18 protein-coding genes are annotated in these 17,317 nt (G+C 59.6%); 5 read left to right on the forward strand and 13 right to left on the reverse strand.

Going from position 1 to position 17,317, the window contains the following annotated elements:
* The first annotated feature begins 1 nt into the window (after position 1).
* The 3 genes from ngg to AC1RBR_RS19225 all read left to right on the forward strand — a co-directional run bounded on the left by ngg (position 2) and on the right by AC1RBR_RS19225 (position 3,503).
* A complete protein-coding gene (gene ngg, locus AC1RBR_RS19215) occupies positions 2-1,750 on the forward strand; it encodes an N-acetylglutaminylglutamine synthetase (protein WP_492566151.1) in 1,749 nt (582 codons plus the stop codon).
* A 164-nt stretch (positions 1,751-1,914) separates the two neighbouring features.
* Complete coding sequence (locus tag AC1RBR_RS19220; protein WP_150368286.1) at positions 1,915-3,105, forward strand: osmoprotectant NAGGN system M42 family peptidase; 1,191 nt, start codon at positions 1,915-1,917, stop codon at positions 3,103-3,105.
* A 170-nt stretch (positions 3,106-3,275) separates the two neighbouring features.
* Positions 3,276-3,503: a YheU family protein gene (locus AC1RBR_RS19225; RefSeq protein WP_003192759.1), complete on the forward strand. Its 228-nt coding sequence runs from the start codon at positions 3,276-3,278 to the stop codon at positions 3,501-3,503.
* Here AC1RBR_RS19225 and csrA read toward each other — a convergent pair.
* The 3 genes from csrA to AC1RBR_RS19240 all read right to left on the reverse strand — a co-directional run bounded on the left by csrA (position 3,500) and on the right by AC1RBR_RS19240 (position 5,043).
* A complete protein-coding gene (csrA, locus tag AC1RBR_RS19230) occupies positions 3,500-3,685 on the reverse strand; it encodes a carbon storage regulator CsrA (protein ID WP_253149893.1) in 186 nt (61 codons plus the stop codon). The two genes, AC1RBR_RS19225 and csrA, sit on opposite strands and share 4 nt — an antisense overlap.
* A 146-nt stretch (positions 3,686-3,831) precedes the next feature.
* Positions 3,832-4,164, reverse strand: a complete 333-nt coding sequence (locus AC1RBR_RS19235; protein WP_003226957.1) for a YnfA family protein — start codon at positions 4,162-4,164, stop codon at positions 3,832-3,834.
* A gap of 63 nt (positions 4,165-4,227) precedes the next feature.
* Positions 4,228-5,043 carry an SDR family oxidoreductase gene (locus AC1RBR_RS19240; protein WP_095137244.1) on the reverse strand — a complete coding sequence of 272 codons (816 nt, stop codon included), beginning with the start codon at positions 5,041-5,043 and terminating at the stop codon, positions 4,228-4,230.
* A gap of 323 nt (positions 5,044-5,366) precedes the next feature.
* Here AC1RBR_RS19240 and AC1RBR_RS19245 point away from each other — a divergent pair, with 323 nt between their 5' ends.
* On the forward strand, positions 5,367-5,525 hold the full coding sequence (locus AC1RBR_RS19245; RefSeq protein WP_169432680.1) for a DUF3309 family protein: 159 nt from the start codon (positions 5,367-5,369) through the stop codon (positions 5,523-5,525).
* Between the two features lie 57 nt (positions 5,526-5,582).
* Here the strand turns inward: AC1RBR_RS19245 and AC1RBR_RS19250 are convergent, their stop codons facing one another.
* The 10 genes from AC1RBR_RS19250 to AC1RBR_RS19295 form a co-directional block, all read right to left on the reverse strand.
* Positions 5,583-7,676 carry an LTA synthase family protein gene (locus tag AC1RBR_RS19250; RefSeq protein ID WP_095137243.1) on the reverse strand — a complete coding sequence of 698 codons (2,094 nt, stop codon included), beginning with the start codon at positions 7,674-7,676 and terminating at the stop codon, positions 5,583-5,585.
* A 311-nt stretch (positions 7,677-7,987) separates the two neighbouring features.
* Entirely contained in the window at positions 7,988-8,593 is a 606-nt protein-coding gene (locus AC1RBR_RS19255) for an START domain-containing protein (protein ID WP_095137242.1), read from the reverse strand.
* A gap of 41 nt (positions 8,594-8,634) precedes the next feature.
* Positions 8,635-8,889 carry a YkgJ family cysteine cluster protein gene (locus AC1RBR_RS19260; protein ID WP_027612393.1) on the reverse strand — a complete coding sequence of 85 codons (255 nt, stop codon included), beginning with the start codon at positions 8,887-8,889 and terminating at the stop codon, positions 8,635-8,637.
* A 165-nt stretch (positions 8,890-9,054) separates the two neighbouring features.
* Positions 9,055-9,546 (reverse strand): translation initiation factor 2, encoded by a 492-nt coding sequence (locus tag AC1RBR_RS19265; RefSeq protein ID WP_456017680.1) that lies wholly within the window; start codon positions 9,544-9,546, stop codon positions 9,055-9,057.
* A gap of 78 nt (positions 9,547-9,624) precedes the next feature.
* Positions 9,625-11,064 (reverse strand): aminotransferase-like domain-containing protein, encoded by a 1,440-nt coding sequence (locus AC1RBR_RS19270; RefSeq protein WP_064588649.1) that lies wholly within the window; start codon positions 11,062-11,064, stop codon positions 9,625-9,627.
* Positions 11,065-11,265: 201 nt separating this feature from the next.
* Positions 11,266-12,078: an OmpA family protein gene (locus AC1RBR_RS19275; RefSeq protein WP_492566155.1), complete on the reverse strand. Its 813-nt coding sequence runs from the start codon at positions 12,076-12,078 to the stop codon at positions 11,266-11,268.
* Complete coding sequence (locus tag AC1RBR_RS19280) at positions 12,075-12,431, reverse strand: DUF4398 domain-containing protein (protein WP_178083262.1); 357 nt, start codon at positions 12,429-12,431, stop codon at positions 12,075-12,077. The genes AC1RBR_RS19275 and AC1RBR_RS19280 overlap by 4 nt, the downstream gene beginning before the upstream one ends.
* Before the next feature lie 9 nt (positions 12,432-12,440).
* Positions 12,441-13,262 (reverse strand): substrate-binding periplasmic protein, encoded by an 822-nt coding sequence (locus AC1RBR_RS19285; RefSeq protein ID WP_443535703.1) that lies wholly within the window; start codon positions 13,260-13,262, stop codon positions 12,441-12,443.
* A gap of 80 nt (positions 13,263-13,342) precedes the next feature.
* Complete coding sequence (locus AC1RBR_RS19290) at positions 13,343-14,272, reverse strand: electron transfer flavoprotein subunit alpha/FixB family protein (RefSeq protein WP_041069267.1); 930 nt, start codon at positions 14,270-14,272, stop codon at positions 13,343-13,345.
* A gap of 2 nt (positions 14,273-14,274) precedes the next feature.
* Entirely contained in the window at positions 14,275-15,024 is a 750-nt protein-coding gene (locus AC1RBR_RS19295) for an electron transfer flavoprotein subunit beta/FixA family protein (protein WP_003226982.1), read from the reverse strand.
* 525 nt (positions 15,025-15,549) lie between these two features.
* Here AC1RBR_RS19295 and AC1RBR_RS19300 point away from each other — a divergent pair.
* A complete protein-coding gene (locus AC1RBR_RS19300) occupies positions 15,550-17,214 on the forward strand; it encodes an electron transfer flavoprotein-ubiquinone oxidoreductase (RefSeq protein ID WP_223007749.1) in 1,665 nt (554 codons plus the stop codon).
* The last annotated feature ends 103 nt before the right edge of the window (positions 17,215-17,317 follow it).

Raw genomic sequence — 17,317 nt, forward strand, 5'->3', positions numbered from 1 at the left:
GATGAAACCTCACGCCACAGCGATCAATCAGCGCCTGTTACGCGGTCAGACACCGTCGTATGAACGCTTGCAGGCGCGCCTGGCCGAAGACGGCAGCGAACTCGGCGCCGACCCCATCGCCGTGCATTGCGGCTGGGGCCGGCTGCTGATCGGCCACACCTTCCCTGACCCGGCGACGCTGGCTCAGGAACTGCTCAACGAGCAGCCCGGCGAACGCGATATCGCCCTGTATGTCGCCGCCCCACAGCAGATTCTCGGTCTGGAACCGACGCAACTGTTTCTCGATCCGTCCGATACTTTGCGCCTGTGGTTCAGCGATTACCGCCAGGCCACCCGCGTGTTTCGTGGTTTCCGCATTCGCCGCGCGCAGAGCGAAGCGGACTGGCAGGCAATCAATCTGCTGTATCAGGCGCGCGGCATGTTGCCGATCGATGCAACACGATTGACCCCGCATCATCAGGGCGGTCCGGTGTACTGGCTCGCCGAAGATGAAGACAGCGGCGCGGTGATCGGTAGCGTCATGGGCCTCAATCACCAGAAAGCCTTCAACGATCCGGAACATGGCAGCAGCCTGTGGTGCCTGGCGGTGGATCCGCAGTGCTCGCGGCCGGGCGTCGGTGAAGTGCTGGTGCGGCATTTGATCGAGCACTTCATGAGTCGCGGCTTGAGTTATCTGGATCTGTCGGTGCTGCATGACAACCGCCAGGCAAAGAACCTCTACGCCAAGCTCGGTTTTCGCAACCTCTCGACCTTCGCCATCAAGCGCAAGAACGGCATCAATCAGACGCTGTTCCTCGGGCCCGGGCCGGAAGCCAACTTCAACCCTTACGCGCGGATCATCGTCGAGGAAGCGCATCGGCGCGGCATCGACGTGCAAGTGGATGATGCCGAAGCCGGGCTGTTCACCCTTAGCCATGGCGGGCGTCGGGTACGTTGCCGCGAATCGCTGAGCGACCTGACCAGCGCGATCAGCATGAGTCTGTGTCAGGACAAAAGCCTGACCCACAAAGTGTTGAAAGGCGCCGGCCTGAAGCTGCCTTCACAGCAACTGGCAGGCAACGCCGACGACAACCTGGCGTTTCTCGATGAGCATCAGCGCGTGGTGGTCAAACCGCTCGATGGCGAACAGGGCCAGGGGGTGGCGGTGGATCTGCAGAGCATCGAAGAGGTGCAGCAGGCCATCGAAGCTGCCAAGCGTTTTGACAGCCGCGTGCTGCTCGAAAGCTTCCACGAAGGTCTTGACCTGCGGATTCTGGTGATCGGTTTTGAAGTAGTGGCCGCAGCGATTCGTCGTCCTGCCGAAGTGGCCGGTGACGGGCATCATTCGATCGGTGCGCTGATCGAAGCTCAGAGTCGCCGTCGGCAAGCCGCCACCGGTGGCGAGAGCAAGATCCCGCTGGATCACGAAACCCAACGCACCCTGCACGCGGCCGGTTATGACTACAGCAGCATCCTGCCGGCGGGCGAACATCTGTTCGTGCGCCGCACGGCCAATCTGCACACCGGCGGCACGCTGGAAGATGTCACCGCAATCCTGCACCCGATGCTGGTCGATGCAGCGGTACGGGCGGCACGCGCGCTGGACATTCCGATGGTCGGCCTCGACTTGATGGTGCCGGCGGCGGATCAGCCGGAGTACGTGTTTATCGAAGCCAACGAACGTGCCGGTCTGGCCAACCATGAGCCGCAGCCGACGGCGGAGCGGTTTGTCGATTTGTTGTTTCCGCACAGTCAGCCGGCTGTTTCTTGATTCCGAGGCGTCTGGACTGACGCCTTCGCGAGCAAGCCCGCTCCCACAGGTTCAACGCATTCCAAATGTGGGAGCGGGCTTGCTCGCGAAGGGGCCGGATCAGGCACTACAAATCTTTCCCCTCATCGAAACCATCGATGCGCCTCAACTCATCAGGAGTTTCCATGACCACTCAAATCCCCGAACCGGATCTGAACTACCTGCAAAAAGTCCTCCTGGAAATGCTCGCCATTCCCAGCCCCACCGGGTTCACCGACACCATCGTGCGCTACGTCGCCGAGCGTCTGGAAGAACTTGGCATCCCTTTCGAAATGACCCGTCGCGGCACCATTCGCGCCACCCTCAAGGGCAAGAAAAACAGCCCTGACCGCGCCGTCTCCGCGCACCTCGACACCATCGGCGCCGCCGTGCGTGCGGTGAAAGACAACGGCCGTCTGACCCTGGCCCCGGTCGGTTGCTGGTCGAGCCGGTTCGCCGAGGGCAGCCGGGTCAGCCTGTTCACCGACAACGGCGTGATTCGTGGCAGTGTGCTGCCGCTGATGGCGTCCGGGCACGCATTCAACACCGCGGTGGACGAGATGCCGATCAGTTGGGATCACGTCGAACTGCGTCTGGATGCCTACTGCGCGACCAAGGCCGATTGCGACTCGCTGGGCATCAGCGTCGGTGACGTGGTGGCGTTCGACCCGCTGCCGGAGTTCACCGAGAGCGGTCACATCAGCGCCCGTCACCTCGACGACAAGGCCGGGGTTGCGGCGTTGCTCGCTGCGCTCAAAGCCATCGTCGAGAGCGGTCAGGAATTGATGATCGACTGTCACCCGCTGTTCACCATCACCGAGGAAACCGGCAGCGGTGCGGCGGCAGCCTTGCCGTGGGATGTCAGCGAGTTCGTCGGCATCGACATCGCGCCGGTCGCGCCGGGCCAGCACTCCAGCGAACACGCGGTGAGCGTGGCAATGCAGGATTCCGGCGGGCCTTACGACTATCACCTGTCGCGGCATTTGTTGCGCCTGGCCGGGGAAAACGAACTGCCGGTGCGCCGTGACCTGTTCCGCTATTACTTCAGCGACGCCCATTCGGCAGTCACCGCCGGGCACGACATCCGCACGGCCCTGCTGGCCTTCGGCTGCGATGCCACTCATGGTTATGAACGTACGCACATCGACAGCCTGGCAGCGCTCAGTCGTTTGCTCGGGGCGTACATTCTGAGTCCGCCGGTATTCGCCAGTGATGCGGCGCCGGCCAATGCTTCGCTGGATCGCTTCAGTCATCAGATCGAGCATGAGACGCAGATGGAAAGCGATACCCGGGTGCCGTCGGTGGACAGTCTGGTGGGGCAGCGTTCGGACAGCTGAATCCTTGTTGTCTGAACTATGGCTATCGCGAGCAGGCTCACTCCTACAGTTGAAATGCATTTCCCTGTAGGAGTGAGCCTGCTCGCGATGAGGCCGATACTGCCCACACAAAACTGGCAGCCAACCACCAATCGCCGTAGCATCCCGTCATTGATTTAGCCGAGGTGCCCATGCTGATTCCCTACGACGCTCTTGAAGTCGACACTCTCACCCGCCTGATCGAAGACTTCGTCACCCGCGACGGCACCGACAACGGTGATGACACACCGCTGGAAACTCGTGTGCTGCGCGTACGTCAGGCGTTGACCAAAGGTCAGGCGCTGATTGTTTTCGATCCGGAAAGCGAGCAATGCCAACTGATGCTCAAGCACGACGTGCCCAAGCACCTGTTCGACTAGCGAACCTTCTCGGTGACCTGTTTGCGCTGGATCCGTTTGTAGACTTCAGAACGGTGCACATTGACCTTCTGCGGCGCCTCGACACCAAAGCGCACACTGGAGCCGTTGACTGACAACACGCGCACGGAAATGTCGTCACCGATGGAAATCAACTCGCCCACTACACGGCTGAGTACAAGCATGGAATTTATCCTTCAGGGTTAGCCAGCCCTGAAGATGCGCGGTGGACGCCCGCTCGACAATGCGTGGTGAGCAATTCAGTCTTGCCCTACACCCGCAAGCGCTGTGCCCGTCAGACGTTTCCTGCAAATCGCTGAGCAGCCTCGCCTCACGCAGCGGAAAAGCGCGGACCGAACAGAATCACGCTGGCACCGATCACGCACAGCGCCACGCCGATCCAGTCCGAACCCAAAGGGCGAACCCGCTCGACCACCGCCAGCCAGCCGATCGACGCGACGATGTAGATCCCGCCATACGCGGCATACGCACGACCGGCGTAAGCCGCTTCGACGCGGGTGAGCAAAAGGGCGAACAGGGTCAGGCTGAGCAGCGCCGGGATCACCCACAAGGCACTTTTGCCCTGGCGCAACCACATGAAAAAGGCAAAACAACCGGCGATTTCAAACAGCGCCGCAAGGAAGAACCACAGATAGTTGAGCATTGATGCGTCTCGACAGGGTGACCATTGCGGCCACCCTAACCACGCGTCATCCTCGGGGCAAGTTCAGCCGTTGGTTTGTCTGGCCTTGGCACGCATTTTATCGGCCATGGTGGTCATCTCGTTGTAGAGCAGTTGCGGGTTCTTCTGCTTGATCGCCCAGGCCATGCGCCCCTGCTCGTGCGGCAGGATCATGAACTCGCCGGCGGCCACTTGCTGGTAGATATAGTCAGCAATGTCGGCAGCCGTGATCGGCGAACTTTCCAGCAACTTGCCGACCTGGGCTTTCATGGCCGGCGTCGGGCCACGGAACGAGTCGAGCAAGTTGGTCTGGAAGAACGACGGACAAACCACATGCACGCTGACTTCCTGCTGCGCCAGTTCGATCAGCAAACTTTCCGATAGCGCCACCACACCGGCCTTGGCCACGTTGTAGTTGCTCATCGCCGGGCCCTGCATCAATGCGGCCATCGAGGCGATGTTGATGATCTTGCCTTTACTCTGTTCCAGCAGCGGCAGGAACGCCTTGCAGCCTTTGACCACACCCATCAGGTTGATCGCGATCTGCCAGTCCCAATCCTCCAGCGACAACTCACTGAAGAAGCCACCCGACGCCACGCCAGCGTTGTTGACGATGACATCGATGCCGCCAAGCTTCTCCTCGCAGGCCTGGGCAAACGCCGTGAGCTGGCTGTAATCACGCACATCGCAACGCTGGATAAAACCGTCGCCGCCGGCTTCGCGCACCAGTTTCAGGGTTTCCTGCAGGCCCGGCTCGCTGACGTCGGACAAGGCCAGCTGCCAGCCTTCACGCGCCCAGCGCAACGCGATTTCGCGACCTAAACCTGAGCCCGCACCCGTGATCATCATGCGATTTTGCATAGCAGACAGCCTTGTTGTTCTGTAGGAGATGAGCGGAGTGTAGCGAAGGAATACTGGCCACCCACGCTCCATCAGATTGCTGAATACGGGATCAAAAGATCGCAGCCTTCGGCAGCTCCTAGATCAGTTCTCTGTAGTAGCTGCCGAAGGCTGCGATCTTCTGATCTTGCGCTTTAAAGGAAATAAGCGAGTAATCCAAATACATTAAAAAAACATTGAATTTTCTTTCATTCGCACCGGTCGGAATTTGTAAGCCGTCTGGAATTAGTTAGCCTCCAGTCGCCCTTGAACACCAAGTCTTCTCGAACGCTATAAACAAGGAAATCGACATGGGCACAATTCTTATCATTATCCTGATCCTGTTGCTGATCGGTGGTCTGCCGGTCTTCCCGCACTCCAGAAGTTGGGGTTACGGTCCTTCGGGCATTATTGGCGTGGTGTTGGTGGTGCTGCTGGTCTTGCTGTTACTCGGCAGGATATAAAACCCCAAGACAAAAAAAAGAGGCCCTCAGGGGCCTCTTTTTTATGCAGCGGTTTTATCAGTCCGGCTTGCCGTTGACGACACCGGCAGTGTTGTCCATCAGGCTCTTGGTCGCCGTTTGCAGGAACGCTTCAAGCTTGAGTTTCAGTTCCGCGGTACGCGGTGCGTCCGCAATGACCTCAGCAGAAGGGTTCGCGCCCAGTTGATACTGGTAGACCTTCGGCGCCATTTCCTTCTCTCTCGGCAGCACCAGAATCTGGTCGGCGGTGACGATGGCGGTGGTCTGCTCGCTGCCCGATGGCTTGATCACACCGAAACCGGTGTCGCCGGCCGGCAGGTTGAGCAGGTCGCGCCCCCAGCACTGGTGACGCACTTCGCCACCCAGACGACCCATGATGGTCGGCACGATGTCGATCTGCGTGCCAACGGTGTGGTCACGGGTACCGAACTTCTCCTGGATGCCCGGGGCGATCATCAGCATTGGCACGTTGAAGCGGCCCAGGTCCATTTCGGTGATCTGGCGCTCGTTGCCGAAACCGTGGTCACCGACGATCACGAACAGGGTTTCCTTGAAGTACGGCTCTTTGCGCGCCTTCTCGAAGAACTGACCCAGAGCCCAGTCGGAGTAACGCATGGCGGTCAAATGCTCGTTCAACGAACCGCGGTCGGTGACGCGCTCGACCGGTAATGGCGTCGGCAAGGCATACGGCGTGTGGTTGGACAGGGTTTGCAGCAGCGCGTAGAACGGCTTGCCGTTTTCCCGCGCCTTCAGCTCCTCCAGACCACGGTTGAACATGTCCTGGTCGGACACGCCCCAGGTCGGATCGGAGAACACCGGGTTGACGAAGTCGTTACGACCCACAAAGTTGGTCATACCCTGGTTGCTGAAGAAGCCCGACTGGTTGTCCCAGGCGAAGTCGCCGTTGTAGACGTACACGTCGTCATAGTCACGAGCGCTGAGCACCTGCGGCAGGCCGGACAGCTTGTGGCTACCTTCCGGAGTCTGCATCAGGTATTCGAAGCCAGGCAGGTTCGGGAAGCAGGCCATGGTCGCGAACATGCCCTGGTGGGTGTGCGTACCGTTGGAGAAGAAACGGTCGAACAGCAGGCCTTCCTTGGACAGCTTGTCCAGGTAAGGCGTGATATTGCCCGGCGCGCCCAAGGCGCCCACCGAGTGACCGGCCATGCTTTCCATGAGGATCACAACGACGTTCTTGATCGGCAGGGTCTTGTCGGCCGGTGGCATGTAATCACGGCGCACGGCGGCAATATCGGCATCGACCAGTTTGTCGTCAGGCATCAGCAGCATGTCACGCACGACTTTCTGTGCTTGCTCCTGCGGCAGCGTGGCTTTCCAGATGTTATCGCGATCCTCGCCCATGCGGGACTTGGCGGCCTCGATCAGCGACAGCGTGCCGTTGAGGCCGAGCTGGTTGGCGAAGTTGGAATCGGTGGTGTAGACGTCACCCCAGCGCATCGGTGGACCTTGGCGCAGCGTGCCACGGGCCGCCACCACGCAGATCAGCAGGCAGACCACGAACACCGCCAGGCGGGTGTACCACGGCGCTACCTGACGGGTGCCGACGTTGCCGCCGCTGAACGGGCCGCGTGGACGGGTCGCACGGTCGGCGCCCTTGAAGGCCAGAGTCAGGATCACGGTGCCGATGACCCACGCCAGCAGGTAACGCACTACCGGGAAACCGTACCAGAGCATGCTCATCACGGTTTTCGGGTCTTCCTTCACATACTGGAAGACCAGGCCGTTGAGGCGCTGGTGGAACTCGCGGTAGAAGTCCATCTCCATCAGGCCGAGGAACAGCGCGATGCTCGACGTCACGGTCAGCCAAAAGCGGAAGAAACCGCGCGCAGCCATTGCACGAGCGCTGAACAGTGCCAGCACCAGCGGAACGCAGATGTAGACCACCAGGCGCAAGTCGAAACGCAAGCCATTGGCGAAGGCTTCGAGGAAGGTCGAAGCGGGAGTGTCGAGGATCATCTCGCGGTTGTAGACCAGCAGCGCGAGGCGCAGCACGGAAAACATCACCATCATGACCAGGGCACACAGCAGCGTATAGGCCAGATGCGATTTGACGGTCGGTTGCAGCAGGCGAGCGGAAGATCGCTGCTGATTCAGGGCGTCCGGGTTTGCCATGTCGTTTTAGGACCCATTGGAAGTTGAAGTTGCAAAATACAGCGGCGCCATGCCCTCTATTGGCCATTCCAGGCCCCGGGGCGTGCGCGGTGCGCAAATGTTGCACGATCAACGGCAGCATTGCCATTGATTACTGCCCCATTGCCCGACTCTTTCATACAAGCATTCGGGCGGGGGACAAACTGAATTACGCGGGCGAATTGTCGGGAACACGTTGTGAAAATTTCGTCCAACGCATATCTGGAAACACAATATAACGACAAAACAAAACGCCCCGATTCGGTCGGGGCGTTTTGCTGTCAGCGCGAAAATTACTTCTCGGCGCGCTCCTTCAAGGCTTTAAGCGTATTGAATGGCGCATCGACCACGAACTTGTTGGCGATCATGCTCGGCACGCTGCCGCCGGGCTCGGTGTGCACCTGGTAGATCACTTCGACCTGATCACCCTTGGGTACGAACTTCCAGAAACCCTTGACCTGAGCGACACGGACAAAGCCTTTCTCTTCGGGAATGTACTTCGGTACGCCTTCGAGGTTGCGGGTCAGGCTGCCATCGGCGCCCTCCACCGTGGTGATATGCAACACCGAATCACGTGGGGTCACTGGCCACGGCGTATTGAACTGGGTGTAGGTCCAGCTCTGATCGCCCTCGTGCTTGAGCAGCTTCTGGGTTTTGCATTCGTGAATCCAGGCGCAGGCTCCGGCAACGTCTTCCTGCAAGGCACGCAGTTTGGCAATGGTGGTCTTCATCAGGGCAACACCCTGATAGGACTTGTAATCAGAACCCGGCACTTCAGCCAGCGAGACCTTGATTCCGTCTTCGTTCTTGGCAACCTTCCAGTCCTCAGCCTGAGCAACCGAAGTGGCCAGCACAGCGGTCAAACCACACAACACAGCGATACGATGCAGCGAACCCATAGTCTTATTCCTTATTGTTGAAGTTCCGTTCGTTTGACACATCACGCCGCCGTCATCTGCTCCCACCAGCCGATCAACCTGATCGCCTCTTCCGAGCTGCTGCCGCAGACTTCGACATCGGCGGCGAATCCTGAACAGACCGCCGGACGCTCCGGCTGGCCGAAAATGCTGCACAGGTTTTCGACCGAGAGTTGCACGCAACGTTCGCCGGCAGGTTTGCCGTTGGGCATGCCCGGAATGGCAGAGCTGATGGACGGGGCAATGCAGCAAGCGCCACAGCCTTCACGGCATTTCATGACGAGCAAGTCCTCGCGACGGGCAATGTGTTAAAGAGACACGGACAGAGTAACCGCTAAAACGGTTGTTTCAAATTCCCTGAACCGGGGTTTTTAGCGATAACTGAATGTGACTGACCAGTCTGCGACAAAGCGTCTGGTCTGCGGGTCACGGGTCGATTGAATTTACTGTTTGAACTCGAAATCCAGCGCGGCGCCTTCGACATCGCGGCGCTCTTCGTTGCGCAGCTGCAACTGCATTTCGTTGCTGAGCAGGCGGCCGTTGAGCTGAAAGCCGCTGTTCTTCTCGCCAAACATCTGCGGCAGGATCGCGTCGTTTTTTGGCATCGGCACGGTGCCGGCAGGTTTGAGTTGCTGAACCATGTCCTTGGGCAGACTCAGATCGAGCTTGGCCGGTGGCAGTCGGGTTTTCGCCACCTCACTGGCCGATTTCGACTTGGACGCGACCGGGGGGCGTTTCTTCACCGGGGCGGCCTTCTTCTGCGGGGCTTTTTTAGTCTGAGCTTTTTTATCCGCAACGGCTTTGTTGCTGGCCGTTTTGCTCGCCGGAGCTGAAGCCGCAGGCTTTTCCTGAACGGCGGCTGCCATGACACCGGGCGCAAGGCCCATCGTCAATACACCAAACAAAATCCAGGCAGTAGGCAAAATCGCTTTCATGAGCCCTACAACACTAACGGCAGAGGGCCATATGCTCGCCTGTTGAGCGTCACAAGACAAGCGCGGTGCGCCACTCGTTCAGAAACCGCCTGCGGTTTCCTGACACAACTGCGTCGCCAGCAAACCGAGGGTCATCAGCGCCCTTTCCGCCTCGCGATTCCACGGCGTGCCGCAGTTCAGGCGGATACAGTGGTTGAACTGCTCGGTATTACTGAAGATCAGCCCCGGTGCAATGCTGATCCCCTGCTGCAATGCGCGGACATGCAATTCCTGGGTATTGACCCTGCCCGGCAGACTCACCCAGAGGATGAAACCGCCCGTGGGCCGGGTCATTTGCGTGCCTTCAGGGAAGTACTGCTGCACCGCCAGCTGGAACGCGCTGAGGTTTTTTCGGTATTCCTGACGGATGTACCGTAAATGCCGGTCATAACCGCCATTTTCCAGATAAGCGGCAATCGCCATTTGCGTCACGCTGCACGCCGAATGCGTGGTGAAGGTCTGCAGACGCTGGATTTCCTGCTGATACTTGCCGGCGATCATCCAGCCGACACGCACACCCGGCGACAACGTCTTGGAGAAACTCGAGCAGTAGATCACCCGATCCAGCCGATCGTAGGCCTTGAGGGCTTTGGTGCGGCCCTGTTCGAACATCAACTCGCCATAGATGTCGTCTTCGACGATCTGGATATCGAAGTCAGAAGCCAGGCGCAGCAATTGTTTCTGCCGCTCTTCCGGCATGGTGCCGCCCAATGGATTGCTCAGGCGAGTGGTCAGAACCAGGGCCTTGATCGACCATTGATTCGCCGCCAGTTGCAGGGCTTCGAGGCTCATGCCGGTGGCCGGATCGCTGGGGATCTCGATCACTTTCAGGCCCAACAGGTCGGCGAGTTGCAGCAAGCCGTAATAGGTTGGCGATTCGGCGGCGATCAGGTCGCCCGGACGGGTCAGCACCCGCAGCGACATCTGCAACGCATCGACACAACCGTGGGTGATCACCACTTCCGAAGGATCGACGACGACCCCGGCATCGCGCATGCGGATCGCCACTTGCCGACGCAGCGGTTCGAAACCGGGGCTGAACATGTAACTGAACGCGCGTGGGCTATGGAATCGGGTGACCTTGGCCAGTTGCTGATGCAGCGCACGCACCGGGAGGTATTCGACACTCGGCACCGCAGCGCCCAACGGGAACACCCCTTCGCGACGGGATTCGACCAGCACTTGCTGAATGATGCTGGCGCGGGTGACCAGCCCTGGCCGTTCGACCCGAGCGATGTCTGGGGTCGGCGCTGTCAGTGCCGGGGTCTGGTGCACGTAGTAACCGGACTGCGGCCGTGCGCGGATCAGGCCCTGATCTTCGAGATTGGCGTAAGCCTGCAACACCGTTGCATGGCTGACATTGAGCTGCGAACTCATCTTGCGCACCGACGGCACGCGTTCTCCGGGCTGATAGACACCTCGCCGGATGTCTTCCGCCAGTTGTTGAGCAATACGTTGGTAGAGCAAGAGGTTGGTCATGACGCAGCACTCGATTTCACGGGCATTTTATTCTTGTGTGAAACAATACCGGAACAGTTTAGAAGTGTACTGGGACAGTTGCCACCATAGTCGACCGTACAGTGCAGTGTCAGCTACAACTGTACGGATTTGCGCGCTATTCGACAGACGTAAAAAAGCCCGGCACTGCATCACAGGCCGGGCTTTCCAGAGACGCAGCCCTCAACGGGCGGCGCCGAGCTGGCCTTTTTCGTCGGAGAACACAATTTCCACCCGACGGTTCTGTGCCCGCCCGCGCTCGGAAGCGTTGACGTCCACCGGGTATTCATCGCCGTAACCTTCGACCTGAATGCGCTTGTCCTCGATACCCAGGTCCATCAGCACATCGGCCACCGCCTGCGCGCGATCACGCGACAGCTTGAGGTTTTCCTGTTTGCCGCCGGTGCTGTCGGTGTAGCCCTCGATGCGCACCACGCGTTTCGGGTTGAGCTGCAGGAACTGCACGATCTTCAACACCACGCGGTTGGCCGAGTTTTTCAGCTCCGCTTCGCCGGTGTCGAACAGCACGTCGCCCAAGGTCATGACCAGACCGCGATCGGTTTGCGTGGTGGCCAGCGCAACGATCTGCTCCTCAAGCCACTTGCCCTGCTGCTGCACACTCAGCAGTTTGGACTCGCGCAGGGCCAGTTGCAGGCGTTGACGCTCCAGCTCAAGCTTCGCCGCGCGCTCTTCGTTGAGCACCAGATTGGTGTGTTCGCGGGCGATTTCGCTGTAGCGCTGACTCAGGTAGGCGTAATGCACCACGTCCGAGCCACTGCCCCAATAGGTCGACAGGCGATCGGCACGGGCCAGCGACTCACCGGCGCGGATCACATCCTTCGGCGCGATACGCAGCACGTTGGAATCTTCCTTGACCTTCTGGAAATCACTGCCGGCCTGTTGCAATGCCGCCTCACCGTGTTGACCGGCGCAGCCGTAGAGGCTCGCGCAACCGGCCAGAATCAACCCGCCGAGGGTTTTGGACTTGAGGCTCATTGGGCATCTCCCAGTTGCTTGCGCAGACGGATGATGCGGGTGTTGAGCACGTTGAGTTGCTCTTCGCTCTTTTGCGTCAGCACCCTGGCTTCGGCCAGACGAGCATCCAGTTCAGCCTGTTCGGCGCGCATGCGGGCGTTCTTGAAAGACTCGTCGGTCATGTTGCCTTTGGCCCGGTTGAACTTGTCTTCGGCCAGTTTCATTTCCGGCACTTCATCGGCGGTCGCACCGACAGCCCTGGCCTGGGTGATGGCCTGCTCGGTCAGACGCATTTGCTCGTTGGGTGCCGGGTCGTTGGCGCAGCCGGCCAGGGCCAGAACGGCCATGGCCGCGAAAAGAGGTCGAATACTCACTAAGAATCCCTACTGTTTTGGGGCACTGACAGGTGGCTGCGGCTGTTGCTGCTGCGCCTTCCAGCGCTCGATGTTGCGTTGCAGCGCGGCTTCGGTCAGTCCGGACGCGGGCAATTCTGTCATCTTTTTAGCGAGCTGTCCGCGCAACCACGGATCGTTGCAGGCCGAGTTGTGCGAAACCGCGAGGAACAGTCCCGGTCGGTCGATCGGTTGCTCGAACGCCAGCAGATCATTGGCCATGCCCAACGCCTGCGCGGCGGCCATGCCCGAGTAGCGCCCGGCGAGTACATATTCGACTTCGCCCAGCAGAAGTTTCTGAAAGGCCTGAGTGAGGTTTGCCGTCCGCGTCAGGGTCAGATTCTGCTCGGCGAAAGTGCCGAATGCCTGGGTCATTCGAGACTTTTCCGACAGCCCGCCGGTGTGCCCGTGCAGGTCTTTGGCTTCGCTGTAGGCCAGCGTCGAGCCTTTGCGCGTCCACACCAGATAGTCGTTTTCCAGCAACGGCGGATAGATGTAGTCGAGGTTTTCCAGCTCGTTGAACATCAGCGGTGTGTCGGCGAGCATGTCCATGCGTCCACTGCGCACTTCATCGAGGGCCTGCGCGCGTTTGCCGGCGTAGAGCAGCTCGACCTTGATCCCCAGATCCTTGGCCACTTGCTGCAACAGATCGGCACTGGCGCCGATCAGTTGCTTGGGGTTTTGCGGATCCTGCCACAGGTACGGCGGCGCATCCGGGCTGCCGGTGACGACGAGACGCTCGCATTTGCCGGCGGCCGCAGCCATCCCCGGCAACAGGATCAATCCCAGTAACAACCCGCGGCGCAGCTCCATGGCAAAACACTCCCACTCAAATTCGAGACAAAAAAAAGCCCGACCAGAAGGCCGGGCTCTTTATAAGTGAAGCCGCCGGATTAGACCAGCTTCTCCAGCTCAGGTACCGCTTCGAACAGATCCGCCACCAGGCCGTAATCGGCCACCTGGAAGATCGGCGCTTCTTCATCCTTGTTGATCGCAACGATCACTTTGGAGTCTTTCATGCCGGCCAGGTGCTGGATCGCGCCGGAGATACCGACGGCGATGTACAGCTGAGGCGCAACGATCTTGCCGGTCTGACCGACCTGCATGTCGTTCGGTACGAAACCTGCGTCGACTGCGGCACGCGAAGCACCGACGGCAGCGCCCAGCTTGTCGGCCAGGGCGTACAGGTGTTTGAAGTTGTCACCGTTCTGCATGCCGCGGCCGCCGGAAACGACGATCTTGGCAGCGGTCAGCTCAGGACGATCGGACTTGGCCAGTTCTTCGCTGACGAAGCTGGAAGTGCCGGCGTCGTGCGCAGCCGCTACGGCTTCAACAGCTGCCGAACCACCTTCAGCGGCAACCGGGTCGAAACCGGTGGCACGCACGGTGATCACTTTGATCGCGGCGGTCGATTGCACGGTAGCGATGGCGTTACCGGCGTAGATCGGACGCTTGAAGGTGTCGGCGCTTTCTACCGAGATGATCTCGGAGATCTGGTCAACGTCCAGCGCAGCGGCAACGCGCGGCAGGATGTTTTTGCCGTTGGACGTGGCGGCAGCCAGGATGTGGCTGTAACCAGCGCCCAGCTCTGCAACCAGCGGAGCAACGTTTTCCGGCAGCTGATGCGCGTAAGCGGCATTGTCAGCGTTCAGGACTTTGCTCACGCCAGCGATTTTCGCAGCGGCTTCAGCCACGGCGCCAGCGCCCTGACCTGCAACCAGCACGTGAATGTCGCCACCGATTTTGGCAGCAGCAGCCACGGTGTTCAGTGTGGCCGGGGCCAGCACCTTGTTGTCGTGTTCGGCGATTACCAAGATAGTCATGATTAGATTACCTTCGCTTCGTTTTTCAGTTTCTCGACCAGTTCAGCCACCGACTTGACCTTGATGCCTGCGCTGCGTGCAGCCGGCGCTTCGACTTTCAGGGTCTTGTTGGTGGAGGCGGTGGAAACGCCCAAAGCGTCCGGAGTCAGCACTTCGAGAGGCTTCTTCTTGGCTTTCATGATGTTTGGCAGGGACGCGTAGCGCGGCTCGTTCAAACGCAGGTCAGTGGTGACGATGGCCGGCAGTTTCAGGGAAACGGTCTGCGCGCCGCCGTCGATTTCGCGAGTCACGGCAACGCTGTCGCCGGAAACTTCGACTTTCGAGGCGAAAGTGCCCTGACCGTAGCCGCTCAGTGCAGCAAGCATCTGGCCGGTCTGGTTGTTGTCGCTGTCGATGGCCTGTTTGCCCAGGATCACCAACTGAGGCTGTTCCTTGTCGACCACAGCCTTGAGCAGCTTGGCCACGGCCAGCGAAGTCAGGTCTTCAGCGGATTCGACGAGGATGGCGCGGTCGGCACCCAGAGCCAGTGCGGTACGCAGCTGTTCCTGAGCGGTGGACGGGCCGATGGAGACGACGACGATTTCAGTCGCAACACCTTTCTCTTTCAGGCGTACGGCTTCTTCCACTGCGATTTCGCAGAACGGGTTCATCGACATCTTGACGTTGGCGAGGTCTACGCCGGAATTGTCCGCCTTGACGCGGACCTTGACGTTGTAATCCACAACGCGTTTGACAGCTACAAGAACCTTCATGGATTCCTCGTTACTCTCCGGTGAAAAGAAAGTCGCCTAGGCGAACCTGGCGGTTGATGCTCATCGGGCACAAGGGCACCTCTAAAAACGCCGGCTGGGGGCGATGACCGTTCGTCAGTGGTGACCAACAAGTCATTGAATCGCACGGTGTGTAAACTGCGCGCCGGACTTGCGCTGCGCATCACCCTGTACTGCCTGTGCCCTGTCTTTAGAGGTGCTCTTGAAACCGCCAGTCTGCCTACGGCGAGCGCAAAACCGCCCGTATCTTGACCGGAACGCCTATTCCGGTCAATACGGCAAAATGGCCGTTCATAAGCCGCGCTTCTTTGATTTCTCTGGGCTGGAGCCGATTCAAACAAACGTTTGTATTGGACGCTCGGAGTGGTGTAGATATAATGCGCCGCCTAGAGAGAAAGGTGGTTTGCCCATTATTACCCTTGACGTTAACGTAAAGGCAATAACGGATACGACACCGAACCTCCAAATTAGAAAAAAAACTGTTGAGCCTTGAGTAGGAGATAGCCTGTGGAACGCGAATACATGGAATTCGACGTGGTCATCGTCGGTGCCGGCCCCGCTGGCCTGTCCGCCGCCTGCCGTCTGAAGCAGAAGGCCGCCGAAGCCGGTAAGGAAATCAGCGTCTGCGTGGTCGAAAAAGGCTCCGAAGTCGGCGCGCACATCCTTTCCGGTGCCGTGTTCGAACCACGCGCTCTGAACGAACTGTTCCCGGACTGGAAAGAACTCGGCGCCCCGCTGAACACCCCGGTCACCCGCGATGACATTTTCGTGCTGAAAAACGCCGAAAGCGCGCAGAAAATTCCTGACTTCTTTGTGCCCAAAACCATGCACAACGAAGGCAACTATATTATTTCCCTCGGCAACCTGTGCCGCTGGCTGGCCCAGCAGGCCGAGAACCTCGGCGTGGAAATCTACCCGGGCTTCGCCGCTCAGGAAGCGCTGATCGACGAAAACGGCATCGTGCGCGGGATCATCACCGGTGATCTGGGCGTCGACCGCGAAGGCAACCCGAAAGAAGGCCTGTACACCCCGGGCATGGAACTGCGTGGCAAGTACACGCTGTTCGCCGAGGGCTGCCGTGGTCACATCGGCAAGCAGTTGATCAAGCGCTACAACCTCGACAGCGATGCCGACGCCCAGCACTACGGCATCGGCCTGAAGGAAATCTGGGAAATCGACCCGGCCAAACACCAGCCAGGCCTGGTGGTGCACACCGCCGGCTGGCCGCTGGACATCATGGGCACCGAAAATACCGGTGGCTCGTTCCTCTATCACCTGGAAAACAACCAGGTAGTGGTCGGTCTGATCGTTGACCTGTCCTACAGCAACACTTACCTTTCGCCGTTCGACGAATTTCAGCGCCTCAAGCACCACCCGGTGCTGGCTCAGTACCTCGAAGGCGGCAAGCGTGTCAGCTACGGCGCCCGCGCGATTTGCAAAGGTGGCCTGAACTCGCTGCCGAAAATGGTCTTCAAGGGCGGCGCGCTGATCGGTTGCGACCTCGGCACCCTGAACTTCGCCAAGATCAAGGGCAGCCACACCGCGATGAAGTCCGGCATGCTGGCCGCTGAATCGGTGGCCGACGCACTGTTCGCCGAAAAGGATGGCACTGAAGAGCTGACCACTTACGTCGACGCGTTCAAGAAGAGCTGGCTCTACGACGAACTGTTCGCCAGCCGTAACTTCGGCCCGGCGATCCACAAGTTCGGCGCGATCGTCGGCGGTGGTTTCAACTGGCTGGACCAGAACATCTTCGGCGGCAAACTGCCGTTCACCCTGCACGACACCAAGCCGGACTACGCTTGCCTGAAGCTCGCGGCCGACTGCAAGAAGATCGACTATCCGAAGCCGGACGGCAAACTCAGCTTCGACAAACTGAGCTCGGTGTTCATCTCCGGTACCAACCACGAAGAAGAACAGCCGTGCCACTTGAAGCTGACCGACCCGAGCATCCCGATCAGCAAGAACCTGCCGCTGTACGACGAACCGGCGCAGCGCTACTGCCCGGCCGGCGTGTATGAAGTGATCACCAAGGAAGACGGCGAAAAACGCTTCCAGATCAACGCCCAGAACTGCGTGCACTGCAAGACCTGTGACATCAAGGACCCTTCGCAGAACATCACCTGGGTCACGCCGGAAGGCGCTGGCGGCCCGACTTACCCGAACATGTAAGGCGTATCGCTGAACAACGAGGCTCCCGAAATGGGGGCCTTTTTGTTGCCCACCACTCCTTGTTGCACCACAAAATCACTGTAGGAGTGAGCCTGCTCGCGAT

It is taken from the genome of Pseudomonas sp. GW823-FHT01D03, assembly GCF_058798255.1.

Coding starts and splice junctions, on each gene's coding strand:
- ngg (WP_492566151.1), top strand. CDS start 2: ATGAAACCTCACGCCACAGCGATCAATCAGCGCCTGTTACGCGGTCAG.
- AC1RBR_RS19220 (WP_150368286.1), top strand. CDS start 1,915: ATGACCACTCAAATCCCCGAACCGGATCTGAACTACCTGCAAAAAGTC.
- AC1RBR_RS19225 (WP_003192759.1), top strand. CDS start 3,276: ATGCTGATTCCCTACGACGCTCTTGAAGTCGACACTCTCACCCGCCTG.
- csrA (WP_253149893.1), bottom strand. CDS start 3,685: ATGCTTGTACTCAGCCGTGTAGTGGGCGAGTTGATTTCCATCGGTGAC.
- AC1RBR_RS19235 (WP_003226957.1), bottom strand. CDS start 4,164: ATGCTCAACTATCTGTGGTTCTTCCTTGCGGCGCTGTTTGAAATCGCC.
- AC1RBR_RS19240 (WP_095137244.1), bottom strand. CDS start 5,043: ATGCAAAATCGCATGATGATCACGGGTGCGGGCTCAGGTTTAGGTCGC.
- AC1RBR_RS19250 (WP_095137243.1), bottom strand. CDS start 7,676: ATGGCAAACCCGGACGCCCTGAATCAGCAGCGATCTTCCGCTCGCCTG.
- AC1RBR_RS19255 (WP_095137242.1), bottom strand. CDS start 8,593: ATGGGTTCGCTGCATCGTATCGCTGTGTTGTGTGGTTTGACCGCTGTG.
- AC1RBR_RS19260 (WP_027612393.1), bottom strand. CDS start 8,889: ATGAAATGCCGTGAAGGCTGTGGCGCTTGCTGCATTGCCCCGTCCATC.
- AC1RBR_RS19265 (WP_456017680.1), bottom strand. CDS start 9,546: ATGAAAGCGATTTTGCCTACTGCCTGGATTTTGTTTGGTGTATTGACG.
- AC1RBR_RS19270 (WP_064588649.1), bottom strand. CDS start 11,064: ATGACCAACCTCTTGCTCTACCAACGTATTGCTCAACAACTGGCGGAA.
- AC1RBR_RS19275 (WP_492566155.1), bottom strand. CDS start 12,078: ATGAGCCTCAAGTCCAAAACCCTCGGCGGGTTGATTCTGGCCGGTTGC.
- AC1RBR_RS19285 (WP_443535703.1), bottom strand. CDS start 13,262: ATGGAGCTGCGCCGCGGGTTGTTACTGGGATTGATCCTGTTGCCGGGG.
- AC1RBR_RS19290 (WP_041069267.1), bottom strand. CDS start 14,272: ATGACTATCTTGGTAATCGCCGAACACGACAACAAGGTGCTGGCCCCG.
- AC1RBR_RS19295 (WP_003226982.1), bottom strand. CDS start 15,024: ATGAAGGTTCTTGTAGCTGTCAAACGCGTTGTGGATTACAACGTCAAG.